The sequence below is a fragment of the Pseudomonas sp. TH43 genome (assembly GCF_016650635.1).
GTDB lineage: Bacteria > Pseudomonadota > Gammaproteobacteria > Pseudomonadales > Pseudomonadaceae > Aquipseudomonas.
Map to the genome: position 1 here is coordinate 2,275,206 of NZ_JAEKFI010000004.1, position 17,784 is coordinate 2,292,989.

Sequence of the window (17,784 nt, forward strand, 5' to 3'; positions counted from 1 at the left end):
TAATAGTCCTTAAAAACCTTGAATCTCGACGGGCGTGTCAGGGTGGTTGCCCCATTCGCCCCAGGAACCGGCGTAGCCCTTGACCCGCGGATAACCGAGGGACTTGGCCACCAGATAAGTGAAGCCCGACCGGTGATGGGTCTGGCAGTGGGTAATGATTTCTTTGTCCTTGGTGATCCCGAGGTCTTCGAGGATCTGCGGCATGTCTGTGCGAATCCGCAGTTGACGTGCCTTGTCCATGCCGGCAGTCCATTCGAAATTGACCGCGCCGGGGATGTGCCCGGCCTTGGCGGCCAGCACTTTCTCACCGGAATACTCCAGCGGCCCGCGCGCATCCCAGATTGCCAGATCGGCAGCGCCAAGACGGCTTTGCAGATATTCGCGCGTGGCAGTCGGTTCTTCATGCAGGGTCAGCGCCACAGGGCCACCGACGGCGGCAGGAACCTGGATCGACATCGGCATGCCGTCCGCCAGCCACGCCGGCAGACCGCCATCGACGTAGTGGTACTTGTCATGACCAATCACGTCGAGCAGCCAGATGAAGCGTCCGGCCCAGCCGCCACCTTCGTCGTCATAGACTACGTAGACCGCATCCTGGCGATGTCCCAACTCACCGAACAGCGCTTGCAGATCCGCTTTCGCTGGCAGCAGCCCCGGTGCCGGCGGCTGGCCGAGCTGGGTGCGTTTCGGATCGACGAACCGCGCACCGGGCAGATGGCCCTCGGTGTAGCGGGCGGCGCTGGTCAGGTCCACCAGAATCAGTTCAGGTGACTCGAGACGCGGGAGCAGGTCGCTCGGCTCGATGACGAGCGGCAAGCCAGAGAAGTCAGACATGTGAGGTCTCCAGAGCACAAAGGGGGGGATTGTAGCGCAGCCTCATCGGCCACGGCTGCTAAAGCTGTGCAGGGCTTTTTCGATGCACTGCGCGGTTTTGCCGAAGGCTTGCACGGTGATATCGGCAAACGGCCCGCCGCCCTGATCGGCGACCACAATCATGATCACCCGGCCATTGTTGACCAGTGAACGCAGGAACAAGTGTTCGCCACGGAACAGCGTGCGCAGGCTCGGTGGCAGCAGTGCGGAGAATTGCCCGTTGTTCTCGGGGTTGATCCGTACCTGCGCCTGCTGCGCGAGCAGCCGTTGCAGGACTTTGCTCTGGCTGACCACAAAATTCAGCGCCGCAGCGTCTTTCGGCAGGCCGACGGTTTGATGCACGCGCAAATTGGACTGGGTGCGATCGGCCATCAGGATCATCACCCGGCGCATGCCGCTGGCGACCAGCGCATCGCGGGCGGCGACGGTCAGGCTCATCGCGTTGGTGAAACGGCTCGGCTCGGCCAGCAATTCGGCGCATTGCCGGCGCCACTGGGTCAGATCTTCAGCGTTCGGTGCCGCCGCCGGCAACATGCCTGCCGGCAAACGAAGGGTGCCCCACGGCCACAACAATGAAACGGCCGGGTGCCACAAGTCGGGCATCGCATGCTGACGCGCACTGTTGGCGGCTTGCTGGTGCAACTGTTGCTGCACCTCATCCATGGAAATCTGTAGATAAAGGCTGGTCAGGTACTGCCAGCGCTCGCTGTGCGGACTGTCCCACGCTTGTTGCGCCGACAGCGCCAGACCGTTGGCCAGCAACACGGTGTTGGCCGGTTGATTGAGCCAGCGGCGCAGGGTCGGATCATCGTCGAGACGGTTTTGCTGGCGCAGCGGATGTTCGCTGTCGCGGGCGATGCGCAGCACTTTGACCAATTCGCGCTGCTCGCTGAGGAGCAATTTATAGCCTTGCTGCACCCAGATCGGCAGGTGCCAGACCTGCACCAATGCATCAGCGATTCTCAGCAGACGTACACCAAACAATTGCTTCTCGACGGTCCGCGCCGATTCGCCCTTGTGGATAACCCGCAGCTCCCACTCTTCAAGCAGCTGTGGATAAGTCAGCGCCAGCGGCCACAACGGCGAGAGAAACAGCAGGCTGCCCCAATGAATGTCCTGCCACAGCCGCGCGAGGCGGCTGGCAAAAAAACCGTTGGCCTGTTGAGTGGCGTGCTGGCTGATCATTTGCAGTTGGCGCAGGGCCTTGGGGATTTGCATCTGCGGTTGGGCCGGCAGGCGCGCCAGCAATTCTTCGGTGCGGGCGAGGCCGAGGCGGTTGATCGCGACTTCGAGGTTTTCCGCCGGCGTGCCCATGTTGCCCTGGGTGTGACGATTGGCCTCTCGGATGATGCTCAAGGCCAGCGCCGGGCTGTCCTGCATCAAGTCAGCGATGTCGCGGATCGAGCTGCGATTGTCACGAATTGCCCGGCAAACTTTATCGTGAGCCTCTTGCGGTACGGGCAGTCGGACGCCATCGAGCAACTTGACCCAGCCATCGAGTGTGGTCGGTTTTACCTGTGGGACGTTCGTTTCATTAGCCATGTCTGGACGAGATCTTCACTGACTGTAGACGCGCCCGGCATGGGCTAAATTGGCTTTTCGCCTGAACTGGCTATAGTCTGGCGCAGTTTTGCCGATAAGTAGAAGAAGAGATTTTTTAACTTCCGAATATGACCTTGAACCCGACTCAGTAAGTACTTTCCTACCTATGGCTAAAATTATCGGCATCATCGTCGTATTCGCGAGCGTGCTCGGCGGATACGTGCTCTCCCACGGCAAGATTGCCGCCCTGATCCAGCCTTTCGAGGTGATGATCATTGGTGGTGCGGCACTGGGTGCATTCCTCCAGGCCAACCCCGGCTACATGACGATGCACGTGCTCAAGAAATCCCTGAGCATGTTCAGTTCGCGTTTCAGCCACACGTTCTATCTGGAAGTGCTCGGGCTGATCTACGAGATCCTCAACAAGAGCCGCCGCGAAGGCATGATGGCCATCGAAGGCGACATTGAAGACGCCGCCGCGAGCCCGATCTTCGCCAAGTACCCGGCAGTTCTTAAAGACGAGCGCATGACCGCGTTCATCTGCGACTACCTGCGCATCATGTCCTCCGGCAACATGGCTCCGCACGAGCTGGAAGGCCTGTTCGACATGGAACTCTACAGCCTCAAAGAAGACCTCGAGCATCCTTCCCACGCAGTGAACGGCATCGCCGACGCCATGCCGGGTTTCGGTATCGTCGCGGCGGTACTCGGTATCGTGGTGACCATGGCCTCGCTGGGTGAAGGCGATCAGAAGTCCATCGGTCTGCACGTAGGTGCGGCACTCGTAGGTACCTTCTTCGGTATTCTCGCGGCGTACGGTTTCTTCGGCCCGTTGGCGCATTCCCTGGCTCACGATGCCAAGGAAGAGCTGAACGTTTACGAAGCCATCAAGGCCTCTCTGGTGGCTTCGGCTTCCGGCATGCCGCCATCGCTGGCGGTGGAGTTCGGTCGCAAGGTTCTGTACCCGGCCCACCGTCCAAGCTTTGCCGAGCTGGAACAAGCCGTTCGCGGTCGTTAAGCCATGGAAAATAATCAGCCGATTATCATCAAGCGCGTCAAGCGCATAGCCGGCGGGCATCACGGCGGGGCGTGGAAAATCGCCTTCGCCGACTTCGCCACGGCGATGATGGCGTTCTTCCTGGTGTTGTGGCTGCTGTCCACCGCAACACCGGAACAGAAGATCGCCATCGCCGGTTACTTCAAAGACCCGGTCGGCTTCTCCGAAAGCGGCACGCCGTACATCATTGATCTCGGCGGTACGCCGACCCTGGCGCCGGAAAACACCCTCAACCCCGAGGTGAAATCCCAGCCGCAACCGGACAAGGTCACGGTCGACACCGAGCAGGTCGAAGGCATGGCCGAGCAGGTCGAGAAAGAACGTCTGGAACTGCTTCTGCAAGAACTGCAGAACAAGGTCGACGAGAACCCGCAACTGCAGAAATTCAAGGACCAGATCCTCTTCGAGATCACGCCGAACGGCTTGCGCATCCAGATCATGGACGCCGAGAACCGGCCGATGTTCGACTCCGGTTCTGCACGTCTGAAACCGTATTTCGAAGACATCCTGCTGGCCATGGCCGACACCATCAAAGCGGTGCCGAACAAGATCAGCATCAGTGGCCACACTGACGCCAAGCCGTACACCGGCACGGGCGATTTCGGCAACTGGGAGCTGTCGGCCAACCGTGCCAACGCCGCTCGCCGTGCCTTGGTCGCCGGTAGCTACCCGGATGCGCAAGTGGCGCGGGTCGTCGGTTACGCCTCGTCGGCGCTGTTCGACAAGGAAAACCCGTTCAACCCGGTCAACCGCCGTATCGACATCGTCGTGCTGACCAAAAAGGCTCAGGCAGCGATCGAAGGTTCGCAAGGTGCCGATCCGGCCAAACCGGCTGATCAGGGTCAGGACGGTGCCGCTCCGGCGACGCCGGTCGATCCGAACGCCTTACCGGCGGATCAGCAACCGGTGCCGGCACATGAGCTGCGTGAACGGCTGAACCTGTTCGACGACGCTGCACCCAAACCGGCCGGGCCGGGAGGTGCGGCGCCCACGCCGACAGCGCCACCGGCTACTGCACCGGCCCCCGCGCCGAAACAGTGACCCATAAAAAGCCACGGTTACCGTGGCTTTTTTGTGCCTGCCTGCGTCGCATTGACCAGTCGCAGTATTCGCAATCACGGAAGATCAGTTATGGAAAGACTCAAAGCCTATTTTCAGCGGCACGGCAACGCCCCCTTCAAATTCGGCGAGGGTCGGGTCAGTGGCTACATCTCGGCCACGCTCGGGCTGTTGAGCCTGCTGGCGGTGTTCTGCTTCCTGTTTCCCGAATGGTTGACCACGGCCGAGCTGCGCAAGGTCTACGACGAGCAATTCGCGCGCACCACCCTGTTGCTCGGACTGGTGCTGTCGTTCAGCCTCGGTACCCTGAACATCCTGCTCAACAAGCGTAAACGTCTGGGCATCACCGGCCTGGTTGCGTCAGGGCTGGCAGTGATTCTCGGCGGCACCAATGTGCAGGTCAGCGAGGTCGGGCAGACCCCTTACTCGCTCGGTCTGGACTGGTTTGTGCTGGCGCTGCTGATCTCGGCCATCGTGTTTATTCCGCTGGAAAAGCTGTATTCCAAAGACCCCGAGCAGAACATCCTGCGCCCGCACTGGCGTACCGACCTGACCTACTTTTTCGTCAGCCACATGCTGGTGCAGTTCATCCTGATTTTCATCACCGCCTCGTCGGGTTACATCGCCGGTTGGGCAGTGTCGCCGGGCTTGCAGGCCAGCGTACAAAGCCTGCCGTTGGTGGTGCAGTTCCTGCTGGCGATACTGGTGGCGGATCTGGGCCAGTACTGGTTGCATCGGCTCTACCATGTTGTGCCAATTCTATGGCGCATCCATGCCGTGCATCACTCCAGCACGCACATGGACTGGCTCGCCGGATCACGCGTGCATTTCATCGAAATCCTCCTGACCCGCACCGGCGTGCTGGTGCCGCTGATGCTGCTGGGCTTCGCGCCGCAGGCGTTGAATGCCTACGTGATTCTGGTCGGCATCCAGGCCGTACTGGCCCACGCCAACGTGCGGATCAACGGCGGCTGGCTGAATTACCTGATCGTCCTGCCGCGCTACCACCATTGGCACCACGCCCGGCACAAGGACTACATCTACAAGAACTACGCGATCCACACACCGCTGGTGGACATGCTGTTCGGCACCTTCAAGCTGCCGCCGAAAGAATGGCCGGTGCGTTATGGCGTGTTTGGCAAAGAGTTGCCGGGCGGGATTGTGCAACAGCACCTTTATGCGTTTAAGACGCCTGAGCCGAAGTAGGGCGTGTGGAGGTGAAAAAGCCGCGATGATCGCGGCTTTTTCTTGTGGCTTTCGAATGGTTGCTTTTCGCGCGGGATCATTCTTTTCGTCTGCCCTCAAGCCAGTTGGAAAGCCCCGCTCGAGTGCTGGTTATCATGTGTTGCTAAATGGATTTGAAGAAAGGGAGTGTCGGGCGTGAGTCGAGAGGAATGACGGCGCGCAATTTCGGTTTGTTTTTTCGCTGAAGAAGTCTCAGTGGAATGATTTTCTGCTTGGGTTTGAAGAGTCGTTGAAGCGGTTTGATTACCCTCTGGGGCCACTGAGAAGGTTTCAAGTTTGACCAGCGGATTTCTCACGGCTTGGATCGAGGTCGTTGGCCGGATAAAACCATCGTCAAAACTTGAACGAAAAAAAACCGCGAATCTCGCGGTTTTTTTACGCTTGAAGCTTGCTGATCAGTAACCGTTTTCCGGCAAGCTGGCGATGATCGAGCGATAGCTGTTCATCCGCTGCTGCTGCACGCGGCCATCTTCCAGGGCCTTGAGCAGTGCACAACCTGGTTCGCGATCATGCTTGCAGTCGCGGAAGCGGCAGGTGCCGAGCAGGTCGTTGAACTCGATGAAGCCGGCTTCGACGTCGGCGCGGCTGACGTGGCCGAGACCGAATTCACGAATACCCGGGGAGTCGATCAGCTCGCCGCCGCCCGGGAAGTGGAACAGCCGTGCGGTGGTGGTTGTGTGCGTGCCTTGGCCGGACAGCTCTGACAGCGGCCCGACGCGGGTTTCAACCTCAGGCAGCAAGCTGTTGACCAGCGAGGACTTGCCGACACCGGACTGGCCGACGAACACGCTGATGCGCCCGTCGAGCTGCTGTTGCAGTTGTTCCATGCCATTGCCGTGGTGCGCCGACACTTCCAGCACCGGGTAACCCAGCGTGCGGTAAACGGCCAGCAAGGCGTTGAGCGCCGGGGCGTTCTGCTCGTCGATCAGGTCGTACTTGTTCAGCAGCAACAGCGGACGGATGCCGGCGTGTTCGGCGGCTACGAGGTAGCGGTCGATCAGGTTGGCATGCGGCTCGGGCAGCGGGGCGAAGACGATGACGATCATGTCGACGTTGGCCGCGACCGGTTTCAGCTGGCCACGGCTGTCCGGGCGGCAGAGTTCGGTGATGCGCGGCAATTGCGCGACGATCACACCAATGCCCTGATTGCCGGCACGCCAGACCACCTGATCGCCGGTCACCAGCGCAGGCAGGTTGGCGCGCAAGTGGCAACGGAACACCTGGCCGGCGAGCTCGCCGTCTTTGGCCTCGACCTCGACCTGCACACCGAAGTGGGCGATCACCAGGCCGTGCTGTTCCGGGCCCAGGTCACCGCCCTCAAGGGCTTCGACCGCCGAGGACTCGCGTTTGGCGGCGCGGGCAGCGCGTTCGCCCTGAATCTTTTCGATGCGCCAGTTTTGACGACGATTGAGTTGGCGTTTGGCCATGGGTGTTCCGTCTGAAGAATGCTGCGATTAGGTAAAACGGCCGCGAGTTTAGCACGCCCGGGCACCGGCCTAGGCTAAACTGCGCAGCATTGCCCAGGAGCCGAAATATGCAAAACCCGCAGAACTTGATCTGGATCGACCTCGAAATGACCGGTCTTGATCCGGATAACGACGTCATCATCGAAATGGCCACCATCGTCACCGACAGTGACCTCAACACCTTGGCCGAAGGCCCGGTGATCGCCATCCACCACAGCGACGAAGTGCTCGCGCGCATGGACGAGTGGAACACCCGCACCCACGGCAACTCCGGCCTGACCCAGCGCGTGCGCGACAGCCGCATCAGCATGGCCGAAGCCGAAGCCGAAACCATCGCTTTCCTGGAAAAATGGGTACCGAAGGGCAAGTCGCCGATCTGCGGCAACAGCATCTGCCAGGATCGTCGCTTTCTTTATACCCACATGAAGTCGCTGGAAAGCTACTTCCATTACCGCAACCTCGACGTCTCGACGCTCAAGGAACTGGCTGCCCGCTGGGCGCCGGACGTGCGCGACAGCTTCAAGAAGGGCAGCACGCACCTGGCGCTGGACGACATCCGCGAATCGATCGCCGAGCTGCAGCACTACCGCCAGCACTTCATCAAGTTCTGATTTGATCTTTGTAGGAGCTGCCGAAGGCCCGGACCGCGATCGGACGATCTTTTGATCTGGTTTTTAAAATCAAAGTCAAAAGATCCCAGCCTTCGATAGTTCCTACATTGGATCGCGTGACCGAAATGGCTAGACTGCGCGCCTTCCTGTCTGGATCGCCACCATGTTGCTGATGCTCTATCTGATCGCCATCACCGCCGAAGCCATGACTGGCGCCTTATCTGCCGGCCGTCGCGGCATGGACTGGTTTGGCGTGGTGCTGATCGCCTGCGTCACGGCGTTGGGCGGCGGTTCGGTTCGCGACGTGTTGCTCGGACACTATCCGCTGACGTGGGTCAAACACCCGGAATACCTGGTGCTGACCTCGGTAGCCGCAATGTTCACAGTGTTCACTGCCCGCTGGATGCGCCACCTGCGCTCGCTGTTTCTGGTGCTCGACGCCGTCGGTCTGGTGGCGTTTACCCTGATTGGCTGCATGACCGCCCTGGAAATGGGCCACGGCATGCTGGTGGCCTCGGTCAGCGGTGTGATCACCGGGGTCTTCGGTGGCATCTTGCGCGACATCTTCTGCAACGACATCCCGCTGATCTTCAGGCGCGAACTGTACGCCAGCGTGTCGTTTGCCGCGGCATGGTGCTACATGCTCTGCCTGTATCTGAACGTGCCGAGCGAACAAGCTATCCTCATCACCCTGTTCGGCGGCTTTCTGCTGCGCCTGCTGGCGATCCGCTTCCACTGGGAAATGCCCAAGTTCGTTTACAACGACGCGCCTTGACGCTCGGCATGCTGCTTAAGCGCCCATTCCACATGCTCACGCACCAGCTCTGATGGGTAGTCCCGCCGTGCCTTCAACGCTTCCAGCACCGGAATGCTCGACGGCGCGTTACCGAGCCCCACTGCCAGATTGCGCAGCCAGCGCTCATAACCTGCACGTCGCAGCGGCGAGCCCTCAGTGCTGCTCAAGAACTTGTCCTCGTCCCACAGGAACAACTCGGCGAGTTCGGCGTTGTCGAGATTGTGCCGTGGCTTGAAGTCGCTTTCGCCCGAGGGCTTGGCGAAACGGTTCCACGGGCAGACGATCTGGCAGTCGTCGCAGCCGAATACGCGGTTGCCGATCAGCGGGCGCAAATCTTCGGGAATTGCGTTTTTCAGTTCGATGGTCAAATAGGAAATGCAGCGGCGCGCGTCCAGCACATAGGGGCCGACGAAGGCATTGGTCGGGCAGATATCCAGGCACGCGGTGCAGCGGCCGCAGTGTTCAGTGCTGTGCGGGTCGTCCACGGGTAGCGGCAGATCGACAAACAATTCGCTTAAAAAGAAATAGCTCCCGGCCTTGCGGTTCAACACCAGCGTGTTTTTGCCGATCCAGCCCAGCCCGGCCTGTTCGGCGATGGCTTTCTCCAGCACCGGGGCGCTGTCGACGAAGGCGCGAAAACCGAAAGGACCGATCTCGGACTGAATCTTGTCGGCCAATTGTTGAACACGTTTACGGATCAATTTGTGGTAATCGCGGCCCAAGGCATAACGCGATACGTAAGCTTTTTCCGGTTGAGCCAGACGTTTGGCCATTTCGGTGTCGCCCGGCAAGTAGTCCATGCGCAGAGAAACCACGCGCAGGGTGCCGGGAACCAGTTCCTCGGGGTGCGAGCGTTTGCTGCCATGAGCGCCCATGTAGTCCATCTCGCCGTGGTAGCCGGCCTCGAGCCAGCGCTCCAGGTGCTGCTCATGCTCGGCCAGATCGAGGCCGCTGATGCCGACTTGCTGAAAGCCCAGCTCGCGGCCCCAATCCTTGATCGATTGGGCGAGGGCGGGCAGGTCTGTGGTGATGGCGGACATGAGGCGAGAGAAACCGGAGCTGAGGTGCGTATAATTCTGCCAGACATCGGAGCCCGAAGACGCATGCCGCACACGAAAGATGAATTACCCGACGCGCTGTACGGCGCCGCACAGGTGCGTGAGCTCGACGCGCGGCTGATTGCCGCCGGCACGCCGGGCTTCGAATTGATGCAACGCGCCGCCCATGCGACCTGGCGGGCGCTGGTGCGACAGTGGCCTTCAGCCAATGAGCTGACGGTGCTTGCCGGGCATGGCAACAATGCGGGTGACGGTTATTTGATCGCCGCGTTGGCGCACCGGGCCGGGTGGTCTGTGCGGATAATCGCGGTTGGCGATCCGCAGCGCTTGCAGGGAGATGCGGCGTTGGCCCATGCCCAGGCGCTGGCTGAAGGGCTCAGCGTGCTCAACTGGACTGCGCAAAGCGAATTGCGCGGCGTCATCCTCGATGCCTTGCTCGGCACCGGCCTTAGCGGTGAAGTGCTTGAGCCCTATGCCGGCGCAATCCAGGCGATCAATGCCTGCGGCTTGCCGGTGACGGCGGTGGATATTCCTTCCGGGTTGTCAGCGGATACCGGGCATGTCCTCGGTGCCGCCGTTCGCGCCGACCTGACGGTGACCTTCATTGGTTTGAAAATCGGCTTGTTCACCGGGGATGCGGCGGATCACATCGGGCATCTGGTGTTTAACGATTTACAAGCCTCGGCCGAAACTTATCGTGACGTTCCTGTCAGCGCCAAACGCCTGGGTGCGGCTAATCTTCCCCGATTGGCGCCACGGGCGCCGAGCTCGCACAAAGGCCGTTTCGGGCATTTGCTGTTGATTGGTGGCGATCACGGGTTTGGCGGGGCCATTCTCCTGAGCGCCGAAAGCGCTCTACGCAGTGGTGCCGGCATGGTGTCGCTGGCGACACGCCCCGAGCATGTGCCGGCGGCGCTGTCCCGCTTGCCGGAAGTCATGGCACTGGGTGCGTCATCGGCCAATCAGTTGATGAGTCTGCTGGAAAAGGTTTCGGTATTGGTCGTCGGACCAGGGCTGGGGCAGGCGAGTTGGGGGCGAGCGTTACTTTCCGCCGCCGCCAATGCGCCCTTGCCGCAAGTGTGGGATGCCGATGCGCTGAATCTGTTGGCGAGCGGTTTCGTCAGTCTGCCCAAGGATTGCGTAATCACTCCGCATCCGGGCGAGGCAGCGCGTTTACTGGGGATCAGTACTGCCCAAGTACAAGCTGATCGCCCGGGCGCAGCATCACAATTGAGTAAAAAATACTCGGCGGTCGTGGTGTTGAAAGGCGCAGGCAGCCTGATCGCTCATCCCGATGGTCGCTTGGCGCTGTGTCATCAGGGCCATCCGGCCATGGCCACGGCCGGGCTCGGCGATGTGCTCGCGGGTTTGACCGGAGCGTTGTTGGCGCAGGGCATGGACGCTTTCGATGCTGCGTGCCTGTCGGTCTGGCTGCATGCCAATGCGGGAATGCAACAAGGTAAATTGGGCCGTGGGCTGGCGGCCAGTGATCTGATTCCAGCCATTCGTCAGTTGTTGGAGGAGCAAGCACCGTGTCTGAAGTAACCCTGTACCTGGCCGATGAACAGGCCATGAGCGACTTTGGCGCACGGATCGCCCGCGTGACCCAGGGCCATGGCCTGATTTTCCTGGAAGGCAATCTGGGGATGGGCAAAACCACGTTGTCGCGAGGGATCATTCGCGGGTTGGGCCACGTCGGCGCGGTAAAAAGTCCGACCTTCACCTTGGTCGAGCCCTACGAGATCGGTGACGTCCGCGCCTTCCACTTCGACCTGTATCGCTTGGTCGATCCGGAAGAGCTGGAGTTTCTCGGCATCCGCGACTACTTCGAAGACGATGCCCTGTGCCTGATCGAGTGGCCCGATAAAGGTGCAGGCTTTTTGCCAAAGCCTGACCTGACCATTACCATTAGCCCGCAAGACAGCGGGCGTTCGCTGAAAATTTTATCCCAGGGCTCGCGTGGCGAAGCCTGGTGTGCCGCTTTGGCATTGGAATCCAATTAAATGATGGGGTTAGGTATGCGCTTTCGCGCGTTGGTGGCTGCCGCTGGACTGATGTTGATGGCAGTAACCGTCAACGCTGTGGCCGATACAAAGGTCAACAGCGTGCGCCTGTGGCGGGCGCCGGACAACACGCGACTGGTCTTCGACCTGAGCGGCCCGGTGCAGCACAGCGTCTTCACCCTGACCGCGCCGGATCGGCTGGTCATCGACATCAATGGCGCCACGCTCGGCGCGCCACTGAAGGTGCAGACCGCGAACACGCCGATCACCGCGATGCGCTCGGCTCAGCGCACGCCGACCGACCTGCGGGTGGTCATCGATCTGAAAAAAGCCGTTACCCCGAAAAGCTTCTCGCTGGCGCCGAACGCGCAATATGGCAACCGTCTGGTGGTCGACCTGTTCGATAACCCGGCCGACGCTGCTCCCGCGCCCGTGCCTGCTCCAACGCCTTCGGTAGCGACCATGCCTGCGGTGCCGGTCACACCTTCCGAACCGGCAATCAAGTTGCCGCCAGCCCCGGCCGGCAAGCGCGACATCATTGTGGTGATCGACGCCGGCCACGGTGGCGAAGACCCGGGTGCGTCCGGCTCGCGCGGCCAGCGTGAGAAAGACGTGGTGTTGCAGATCGCCCGCGAACTGCAACGTCAGGTCAACGGCATGAAAGGCTTCCGCGCCGAACTGACGCGTACCGGCGACTACTTTATTCCGTTGCGCGGCCGTACCGAAATCGCTCGCAAGAAGGGCGCCGACCTGTTCGTCTCGATTCACGCCGACGCCGCGCCGTCTGCGGCCGCCTTCGGTGCTTCGGTATTCGCCTTGTCTGACCGTGGCGCGACGTCGGAGACCGCCCGTTGGCTGGCCGACAGCGAAAACCGTTCTGACTTGATCGGTGGTGCCGGCAACGTCAGCCTCGATGACAAGGACCGCATGCTCGCAGGTGTACTGCTCGACCTGTCGATGACTGCGTCGCTGACGTCCAGCCTCAACGTTGGTCAGAAAGTGCTGACCAATATCGGCCGCGTGACGCCGCTGCACAAACAGCGCGTGGAACAGGCCGGGTTCATGGTGCTGAAGTCGCCGGACATCCCGTCGATCCTGGTCGAAACCGGCTTCATCTCCAATGCCAACGAAGCGAACAAGCTTTCGGCCTCGGGCCACCAGCAAGCGCTGGCGCGCTCGATCAGCAGCGGCGTGCGCCAGTTCTTCCAACAGAACCCGCCACCGGGCACCTACATCGCCTGGCTGCGTGATTCTGGCAAGATCGTCCAGGGCCCCCGCGACCACCGCGTCGGCCCAGGCGAAACCCTGGCGATGATCGGTGTGCGTTATCAGGTATCGCCGGCCACGTTGCGCAGCGCGAACAATCTGAAAAGCGATGAGCTGAAAGTCGGCCAACACCTGACCATTCCTGGCACCGAACTGGCGTCCAAAGAATGAACGAGGTGCTGAACGCTGCCGCCCGCATCGAACTGCTCAGCCCACGGCTGGCGAACCAGATTGCCGCCGGTGAAGTGGTTGAACGCCCGGCCTCGGTGATCAAGGAACTGTTGGAAAACAGCCTCGACTCCGGAGCCAAACGAATCGATGTCGACGTTGAACAGGGTGGCGTCAAACTGCTACGCGTGCGTGACGATGGCAGCGGTATTTCTGCCGATGACCTGCCGCTGGCCCTGGCCCGTCACGCCACCAGCAAGATCCGCAACCTGGAAGACCTCGAGCAGGTAATGAGCCTGGGTTTCCGTGGTGAGGCGTTGGCGTCGATCAGCTCTGTGGCACGTCTGACCCTGACTTCGCGCACCCGCGATGCCGATCAGGCCTGGCAGGTCGAGACTGAAGGTCGCGACATGGCGCCTCGGGTGCAACCGGCAGCGCATCCGGTCGGCACCTCGGTGGAAGTTCGCGACCTGTTCTTCAATACCCCGGCGCGGCGCAAATTCCTCAAGACCGAAAAAACCGAATTCGATCATCTGCAAGAAGTGATCAAACGTCTGGCATTGGCGCGTTTCGACGTGGCTTTCCATCTGCGCCACAACGGCAAGACCATCCTCAGCCTGCACGAAGCCCACGATGACGCGGCCCGTGCCCGCCGTGTGGCGGCGATTTGCGGCTCGGGTTTTCTCGAGCAGGCGCTGCCGATCGAGATCGAGCGTAACGGTTTGCATCTGTGGGGCTGGGTCGGGTTGCCGACCTTCAACCGTAGCCAGGCGGATTTGCAGTATTTCTTTGTGAACGGCCGAGCAGTGCGCGACAAACTGGTGGCCCACGCCGTGCGTCAGGCCTATCGCGACGTGCTGTTCAACGGTCGCCATCCGACGTTTGCACTGTTTTTCGAGGTTGATCCGGCGGCGGTCGACGTCAACGTCCACCCGACCAAACACGAAGTGCGCTTCCGTGACGGGCGCATGGTGCATGACTTCCTTTACGGCACCTTGCACCGGGCGCTGGGCGATGTGCGTCCGGAGGATCAGCTTGCCGGTTCAGTGACCACCGCCATCGTCCGTCCGACAGGGTTGGATGCTGGCGAATTCGGCCCGCAGGGCGAAATGCGTCTGGCGGCCAATGCGCTGCTGGAGCAACCGCAGGCGCAACCGGTGTTCAACACTGCATCTGGCGCGCCTGCTGGCGGCGCTTATCAGTATCAATACACGCCGCGTCCACAATCGGCGACGCCCCCGGCCGCCGAGGCTCAGGCGGCTTATCGCGAGTTTTTCGCGCCGCTGCCGGAAGCCAACGCCAATGCGCTGCCCGCCGGTCAGGAGGACATTCCACCGCTCGGTTACGCGCTGGCGCAGCTCAAGGGCATCTATATCTTGTCCGAGAATGCTCAAGGCTTGGTGCTGGTCGACATGCACGCAGCCCACGAGCGAATCATGTATGAGCGCCTGAAGATCGCCATGGCCAGCGAGGGCCTCAGCGGCCAGCCGCTGTTGGTGCCGGAATCGCTGGCGGTCAGTCAGCGCGAGGCGGATTGCGCCGAAGAACATGCGGCGTGGTTTCAGCGTCTGGGTTTCGAACTGCAGCGCCTGGGCCCGGAAACCCTGGCGATCCGCCAGATTCCAGCCTTGCTGAAGCAGGCAGAAGCCAATCGTCTGGTCGGCGACGTGCTGTCCGACTTGATGGAGTACGGCACCAGCGACCGGATTCAGGCGCACCTGAACGAACTGCTCGGCACCATGGCCTGTCACGGCGCGATCCGCGCCAATCGGCGCCTGGCTTTGCCGGAAATGAACGGCCTGCTGCGTGACATGGAAAACACCGAGCGCAGCGGTCAATGCAACCATGGCCGACCGACCTGGACCCAATTGGGCCTGGACGATCTGGACAAACTGTTCCTGCGCGGTCGTTGATGAGCCAGCTCCCTCCAGCGATTTTCCTGATGGGCCCGACCGCTGCGGGCAAGACCGATCTGGCCATCGAGCTGACCAAGGTGCTGCCGTGCGAGCTGATCAGTGTCGACTCGGCGCTGGTCTATCGCGGTATGGACATCGGCACTGCCAAGCCTTCGAAAGAGCTGCTGGCCGAATATCCGCACCGTTTGATCGACATCCTCGACCCGGCCGAAGCCTGTTCGGCTGCGGATTTCCGTCGCGATGCCCTGCAAGCCATGGCGGAAATCACCGCGCGCGGAAAAATTCCGCTGCTGGTCGGCGGCACGATGCTCTATTACAAGGCTTTGGTTGATGGCCTGGCCGATATGCCAGCGGCGGATCCCGAGGTTCGCGCGCAGATCGAAGAAGAGGCTCAACGCCTTGGCTGGCAAGCCCTGCACGAACAATTGGCGGTCATCGATCCGGTGTCGGCGGCGCGGATTCACCCGAACGATCCGCAGCGCCTGAGTCGCGCGCTGGAAGTTTATCGGGTCAGTGGTCAGAGCATGACCGAACTGCGCCAGCAACAATCTGCGCAAAGTACTGAAGCAGCCGCTTCGGGACTGCAACAATTGCCCTATACTGTCGCGAACTTGGCCATTGCCCCGGCAAATCGTCAGGTATTGCACGAGCGCATTAAACAAAGATTCACAAATATGTTGGAACAGGGATTCATCGACGAGGTCGTAGCCCTGCGTAATAGAAGTGACCTGCATGCCGGGTTGCCGTCTATACGTGCAGTAGGTTACCGCCAAGTCTGGGATTACCTGGATGGCAAGCTGACATTGGCCGAAATGCAAGAGCGCGGCATCATCGCCACGCGCCAATTGGCCAAACGCCAGTTCACCTGGCTGCGCAGCTGGGAAGATTTACACTGGCTGGACAGTCTTGATTGCGACAATCTGCCACGCGCCTTGAAATACCTTGGGACCATCTCCATATTGAGCTGAGTCCTTGCAATTGCCGTCTATCCTTGGGGGTGTGACGGCCAAAGCCATCTGAATTACCTATTTTTTATTATTGAATCCTTAAAGGAGTGCGGCACATGTCAAAAGGGCATTCGCTACAAGACCCTTACTTGAATACTTTACGTAAAGAGAAAGTTGGGGTTTCCATCTACCTGGTCAACGGTATCAAACTGCAAGGCACGATCGAGTCGTTCGACCAGTTCGTGATCCTGCTGAAAAACACCGTGAGCCAGATGGTTTACAAACACGCTATCTCGACAGTAGTGCCGGTTCGTCCAATTCGTCTGCCTAGCGCAACCGAATCCGAAGCAGGTGACGCTGAGCCAGGTAACGCCTGATAGGAGTCTCCTTTGTTCTTTGAGCGCCACGGTGGTGGTGAGCGAGTAATCCTCGTTCACTTGGATGGACAGGACCCTGAGGCGCGCGAAGATCCGCAGGAGTTTCAGGAATTGGCTAATTCGGCCGGCGCCGAGACCGTTGCGTTTTTTAACGTGCCGCGTCATCGGCCAACCGCCAAATACCTGATTGGCAGCGGCAAGGTCGAGGAACTGCGCGACCTGGTCAAAGCTGAAGAAGCCGATCTGGTGATTTTCAATCACATCCTCACGCCCAGTCAGGAACGTAACCTCGAACGTGTTTTCGAGTGTCGCGTGATCGACCGTACCGGTCTGATTCTCGATATTTTCGCCCAGCGCGCCCGTACCCATGAAGGCAAGCTCCAGGTCGAACTGGCCCAGCTTGACCACATGAGCACCCGGCTGGTTCGCGGCTGGACTCACCTTGAGCGTCAGGGTGGCGGTATCGGCATGCGCGGTCCCGGTGAAACCCAGCTGGAAACCGACCGCCGTTTGCTGCGGGTTCGCCTGCGCCAGATCAAGGGCCGGCTGGAAAAAGTGCGCAGCCAGCGCGAACAGTCGCGACGCGGCCGATCGCGTGCGGATATCCCTACCGTGTCTCTGGTGGGCTATACCAACGCCGGTAAATCCACACTCTTCAACAACGTGACGAAATCCGACGTCTACGCGGCTGACCAATTGTTTGCCACGCTGGATCCGACCCTGCGCCGTCTGGATATAGACGACCTGGGGCCGATTGTTCTGGCCGACACGGTGGGCTTCATTCGTCACTTGCCGCACAAGCTGGTCGAGGCATTTCGGTCTACGCTCGAAGAGTCGAGCAACTCCGACCTGCTGTTGCACGTGATCGATGCAGCCGAGCCGGATCGCATGTTGCAGATCGAGCAGGTGATGGTGGTGCTGGGCGAGATTGGAGCCCAGGACTTGCCGATCCTCGAGGTCTATAACAAACTCGATTTGCTTGAAGGCGTTGAGCCACAAATCCAGCGCGATGAAAACGGCAAGCCCCAACGGGTCTGGCTGTCGGCGCGTGACGGCTCGGGTCTGGAATTGCTTGAACAAGCCATTGCCGAATTGCTTGGCAGTGATTTGTTTGTTGGCACCTTGCGCTTGCCGCAACGATTCGCTCGACTGCGTGCGCAGTTTTTCGAACTCGGTGCGGTGCAGAAAGAAGAACACGACGAAGAAGGCATCAGTTTGCTGGCCGTTCGTTTGCCCCGGGTCGAGTTGAATCGACTGGTAAGCCGCGAAGGATTGCAGCCGATGGAATTCATCGAGCAACACACTTTGCAATAAAAGCCTGAAAAAGCGGTTGTGCCGCGACGGCAGGCATTCTGTAGCATTGGTCGGCGCGCCGTGGGTGCGTCTTTGCTTTATCAGAT

16 protein-coding genes are annotated in these 17,784 nt (G+C 60.4%); 12 read left to right on the plus strand and 4 right to left on the minus strand.

What is annotated here, in order from left to right; translation table 11 throughout:
• Positions 1-9 precede the first annotated feature (9 nt).
• Positions 10-834, minus strand: a complete 825-nt coding sequence (gene rhdA / locus JFT81_RS26620) for a thiosulfate sulfurtransferase (RefSeq protein ID WP_201230244.1) — start codon at positions 832-834, stop codon at positions 10-12.
• 42 nt (positions 835-876) lie between these two features.
• Positions 877-2,415: an HDOD domain-containing protein gene (locus JFT81_RS26625; protein ID WP_201230246.1), complete on the minus strand. Its 1,539-nt coding sequence runs from the start codon at positions 2,413-2,415 to the stop codon at positions 877-879.
• A 166-nt stretch (positions 2,416-2,581) separates the two neighbouring features.
• Between JFT81_RS26625 and motA the strand changes: the two genes are divergently transcribed.
• From motA to JFT81_RS26640, 3 genes are all read left to right on the plus strand, one after another.
• Positions 2,582-3,433: a flagellar motor stator protein MotA gene (motA, locus tag JFT81_RS26630; protein ID WP_007952169.1), complete on the plus strand. Its 852-nt coding sequence runs from the start codon at positions 2,582-2,584 to the stop codon at positions 3,431-3,433.
• Positions 3,434-3,436: 3 nt separating this feature from the next.
• Positions 3,437-4,513 carry a flagellar motor protein MotB gene (gene motB / locus JFT81_RS26635; RefSeq protein ID WP_201230248.1) on the plus strand — a complete coding sequence of 359 codons (1,077 nt, stop codon included), beginning with the start codon at positions 3,437-3,439 and terminating at the stop codon, positions 4,511-4,513.
• A gap of 90 nt (positions 4,514-4,603) precedes the next feature.
• Complete coding sequence (locus JFT81_RS26640) at positions 4,604-5,737, plus strand: sterol desaturase family protein (RefSeq protein ID WP_201230250.1); 1,134 nt, start codon at positions 4,604-4,606, stop codon at positions 5,735-5,737.
• Between the two features lie 434 nt (positions 5,738-6,171).
• Here the strand turns inward: JFT81_RS26640 and rsgA are convergent, their stop codons facing one another.
• Complete coding sequence (rsgA, locus tag JFT81_RS26645; protein ID WP_201230259.1) at positions 6,172-7,203, minus strand: small ribosomal subunit biogenesis GTPase RsgA; 1,032 nt, start codon at positions 7,201-7,203, stop codon at positions 6,172-6,174.
• A 107-nt stretch (positions 7,204-7,310) separates the two neighbouring features.
• On the opposite strand from rsgA, the gene orn reads away from it, so the two are divergent.
• Together orn and JFT81_RS26655 are read left to right on the plus strand one after the other, a co-directional pair.
• Positions 7,311-7,853, plus strand: a complete 543-nt coding sequence (gene orn, locus JFT81_RS26650) for an oligoribonuclease (RefSeq protein WP_201230261.1) — start codon at positions 7,311-7,313, stop codon at positions 7,851-7,853.
• A gap of 163 nt (positions 7,854-8,016) precedes the next feature.
• The gene (locus JFT81_RS26655) at positions 8,017-8,628 is read left to right on the plus strand and encodes a trimeric intracellular cation channel family protein (protein WP_095120635.1); all 612 of its coding nucleotides are present in this window, start codon (positions 8,017-8,019) and stop codon (positions 8,626-8,628) included.
• Here JFT81_RS26655 and queG read toward each other — a convergent pair.
• Positions 8,610-9,689 carry a tRNA epoxyqueuosine(34) reductase QueG gene (gene queG / locus JFT81_RS26660; RefSeq protein ID WP_201230263.1) on the minus strand — a complete coding sequence of 360 codons (1,080 nt, stop codon included), beginning with the start codon at positions 9,687-9,689 and terminating at the stop codon, positions 8,610-8,612. The genes JFT81_RS26655 and queG overlap by 19 nt on opposite strands.
• Before the next feature lie 63 nt (positions 9,690-9,752).
• On the opposite strand from queG, the gene JFT81_RS26665 reads away from it, so the two are divergent.
• From JFT81_RS26665 to hflX, 7 genes are all read left to right on the plus strand, one after another.
• Positions 9,753-11,252, plus strand: coding sequence for an NAD(P)H-hydrate dehydratase (locus JFT81_RS26665; protein WP_201230265.1), 1,500 nt, complete (start codon positions 9,753-9,755; stop codon positions 11,250-11,252).
• A complete protein-coding gene (gene tsaE / locus JFT81_RS26670) occupies positions 11,240-11,710 on the plus strand; it encodes a tRNA (adenosine(37)-N6)-threonylcarbamoyltransferase complex ATPase subunit type 1 TsaE (RefSeq protein ID WP_007967425.1) in 471 nt (156 codons plus the stop codon). Before JFT81_RS26665 ends, tsaE begins: the two co-directional genes overlap by 13 nt.
• Positions 11,711-13,147 carry an N-acetylmuramoyl-L-alanine amidase gene (locus tag JFT81_RS26675; protein ID WP_277952823.1) on the plus strand — a complete coding sequence of 479 codons (1,437 nt, stop codon included), beginning with the start codon at positions 11,711-11,713 and terminating at the stop codon, positions 13,145-13,147. It begins immediately after the preceding gene.
• 8 nt (positions 13,148-13,155) lie between these two features.
• Positions 13,156-15,057, plus strand: a complete 1,902-nt coding sequence (gene mutL / locus JFT81_RS26680) for a DNA mismatch repair endonuclease MutL (protein ID WP_201230652.1) — start codon at positions 13,156-13,158, stop codon at positions 15,055-15,057.
• A complete protein-coding gene (gene miaA / locus JFT81_RS26685) occupies positions 15,057-16,028 on the plus strand; it encodes a tRNA (adenosine(37)-N6)-dimethylallyltransferase MiaA (RefSeq protein WP_201230273.1) in 972 nt (323 codons plus the stop codon). The genes mutL and miaA overlap by 1 nt, the downstream gene beginning before the upstream one ends.
• Before the next feature lie 95 nt (positions 16,029-16,123).
• Positions 16,124-16,384 (plus strand): RNA chaperone Hfq, encoded by a 261-nt coding sequence (hfq, locus tag JFT81_RS26690; RefSeq protein ID WP_007902656.1) that lies wholly within the window; start codon positions 16,124-16,126, stop codon positions 16,382-16,384.
• Between the two features lie 12 nt (positions 16,385-16,396).
• Positions 16,397-17,698 (plus strand): ribosome rescue GTPase HflX, encoded by a 1,302-nt coding sequence (hflX, locus tag JFT81_RS26695; protein ID WP_053116772.1) that lies wholly within the window; start codon positions 16,397-16,399, stop codon positions 17,696-17,698.
• Positions 17,699-17,784 lie beyond the last annotated feature (86 nt).

Coding starts and splice junctions, on each gene's coding strand:
- rhdA (WP_201230244.1), bottom strand. CDS start 834: ATGTCTGACTTCTCTGGCTTGCCGCTCGTCATCGAGCCGAGCGACCTG.
- JFT81_RS26625 (WP_201230246.1), bottom strand. CDS start 2,415: ATGGCTAATGAAACGAACGTCCCACAGGTAAAACCGACCACACTCGAT.
- motA (WP_007952169.1), top strand. CDS start 2,582: ATGGCTAAAATTATCGGCATCATCGTCGTATTCGCGAGCGTGCTCGGC.
- motB (WP_201230248.1), top strand. CDS start 3,437: ATGGAAAATAATCAGCCGATTATCATCAAGCGCGTCAAGCGCATAGCC.
- JFT81_RS26640 (WP_201230250.1), top strand. CDS start 4,604: ATGGAAAGACTCAAAGCCTATTTTCAGCGGCACGGCAACGCCCCCTTC.
- rsgA (WP_201230259.1), bottom strand. CDS start 7,203: ATGGCCAAACGCCAACTCAATCGTCGTCAAAACTGGCGCATCGAAAAG.
- orn (WP_201230261.1), top strand. CDS start 7,311: ATGCAAAACCCGCAGAACTTGATCTGGATCGACCTCGAAATGACCGGT.
- JFT81_RS26655 (WP_095120635.1), top strand. CDS start 8,017: ATGTTGCTGATGCTCTATCTGATCGCCATCACCGCCGAAGCCATGACT.
- queG (WP_201230263.1), bottom strand. CDS start 9,689: ATGTCCGCCATCACCACAGACCTGCCCGCCCTCGCCCAATCGATCAAG.
- JFT81_RS26665 (WP_201230265.1), top strand. CDS start 9,753: ATGCCGCACACGAAAGATGAATTACCCGACGCGCTGTACGGCGCCGCA.
- JFT81_RS26675 (WP_277952823.1), top strand. CDS start 11,711: ATGATGGGGTTAGGTATGCGCTTTCGCGCGTTGGTGGCTGCCGCTGGA.
- miaA (WP_201230273.1), top strand. CDS start 15,057: ATGAGCCAGCTCCCTCCAGCGATTTTCCTGATGGGCCCGACCGCTGCG.
- hfq (WP_007902656.1), top strand. CDS start 16,124: ATGTCAAAAGGGCATTCGCTACAAGACCCTTACTTGAATACTTTACGT.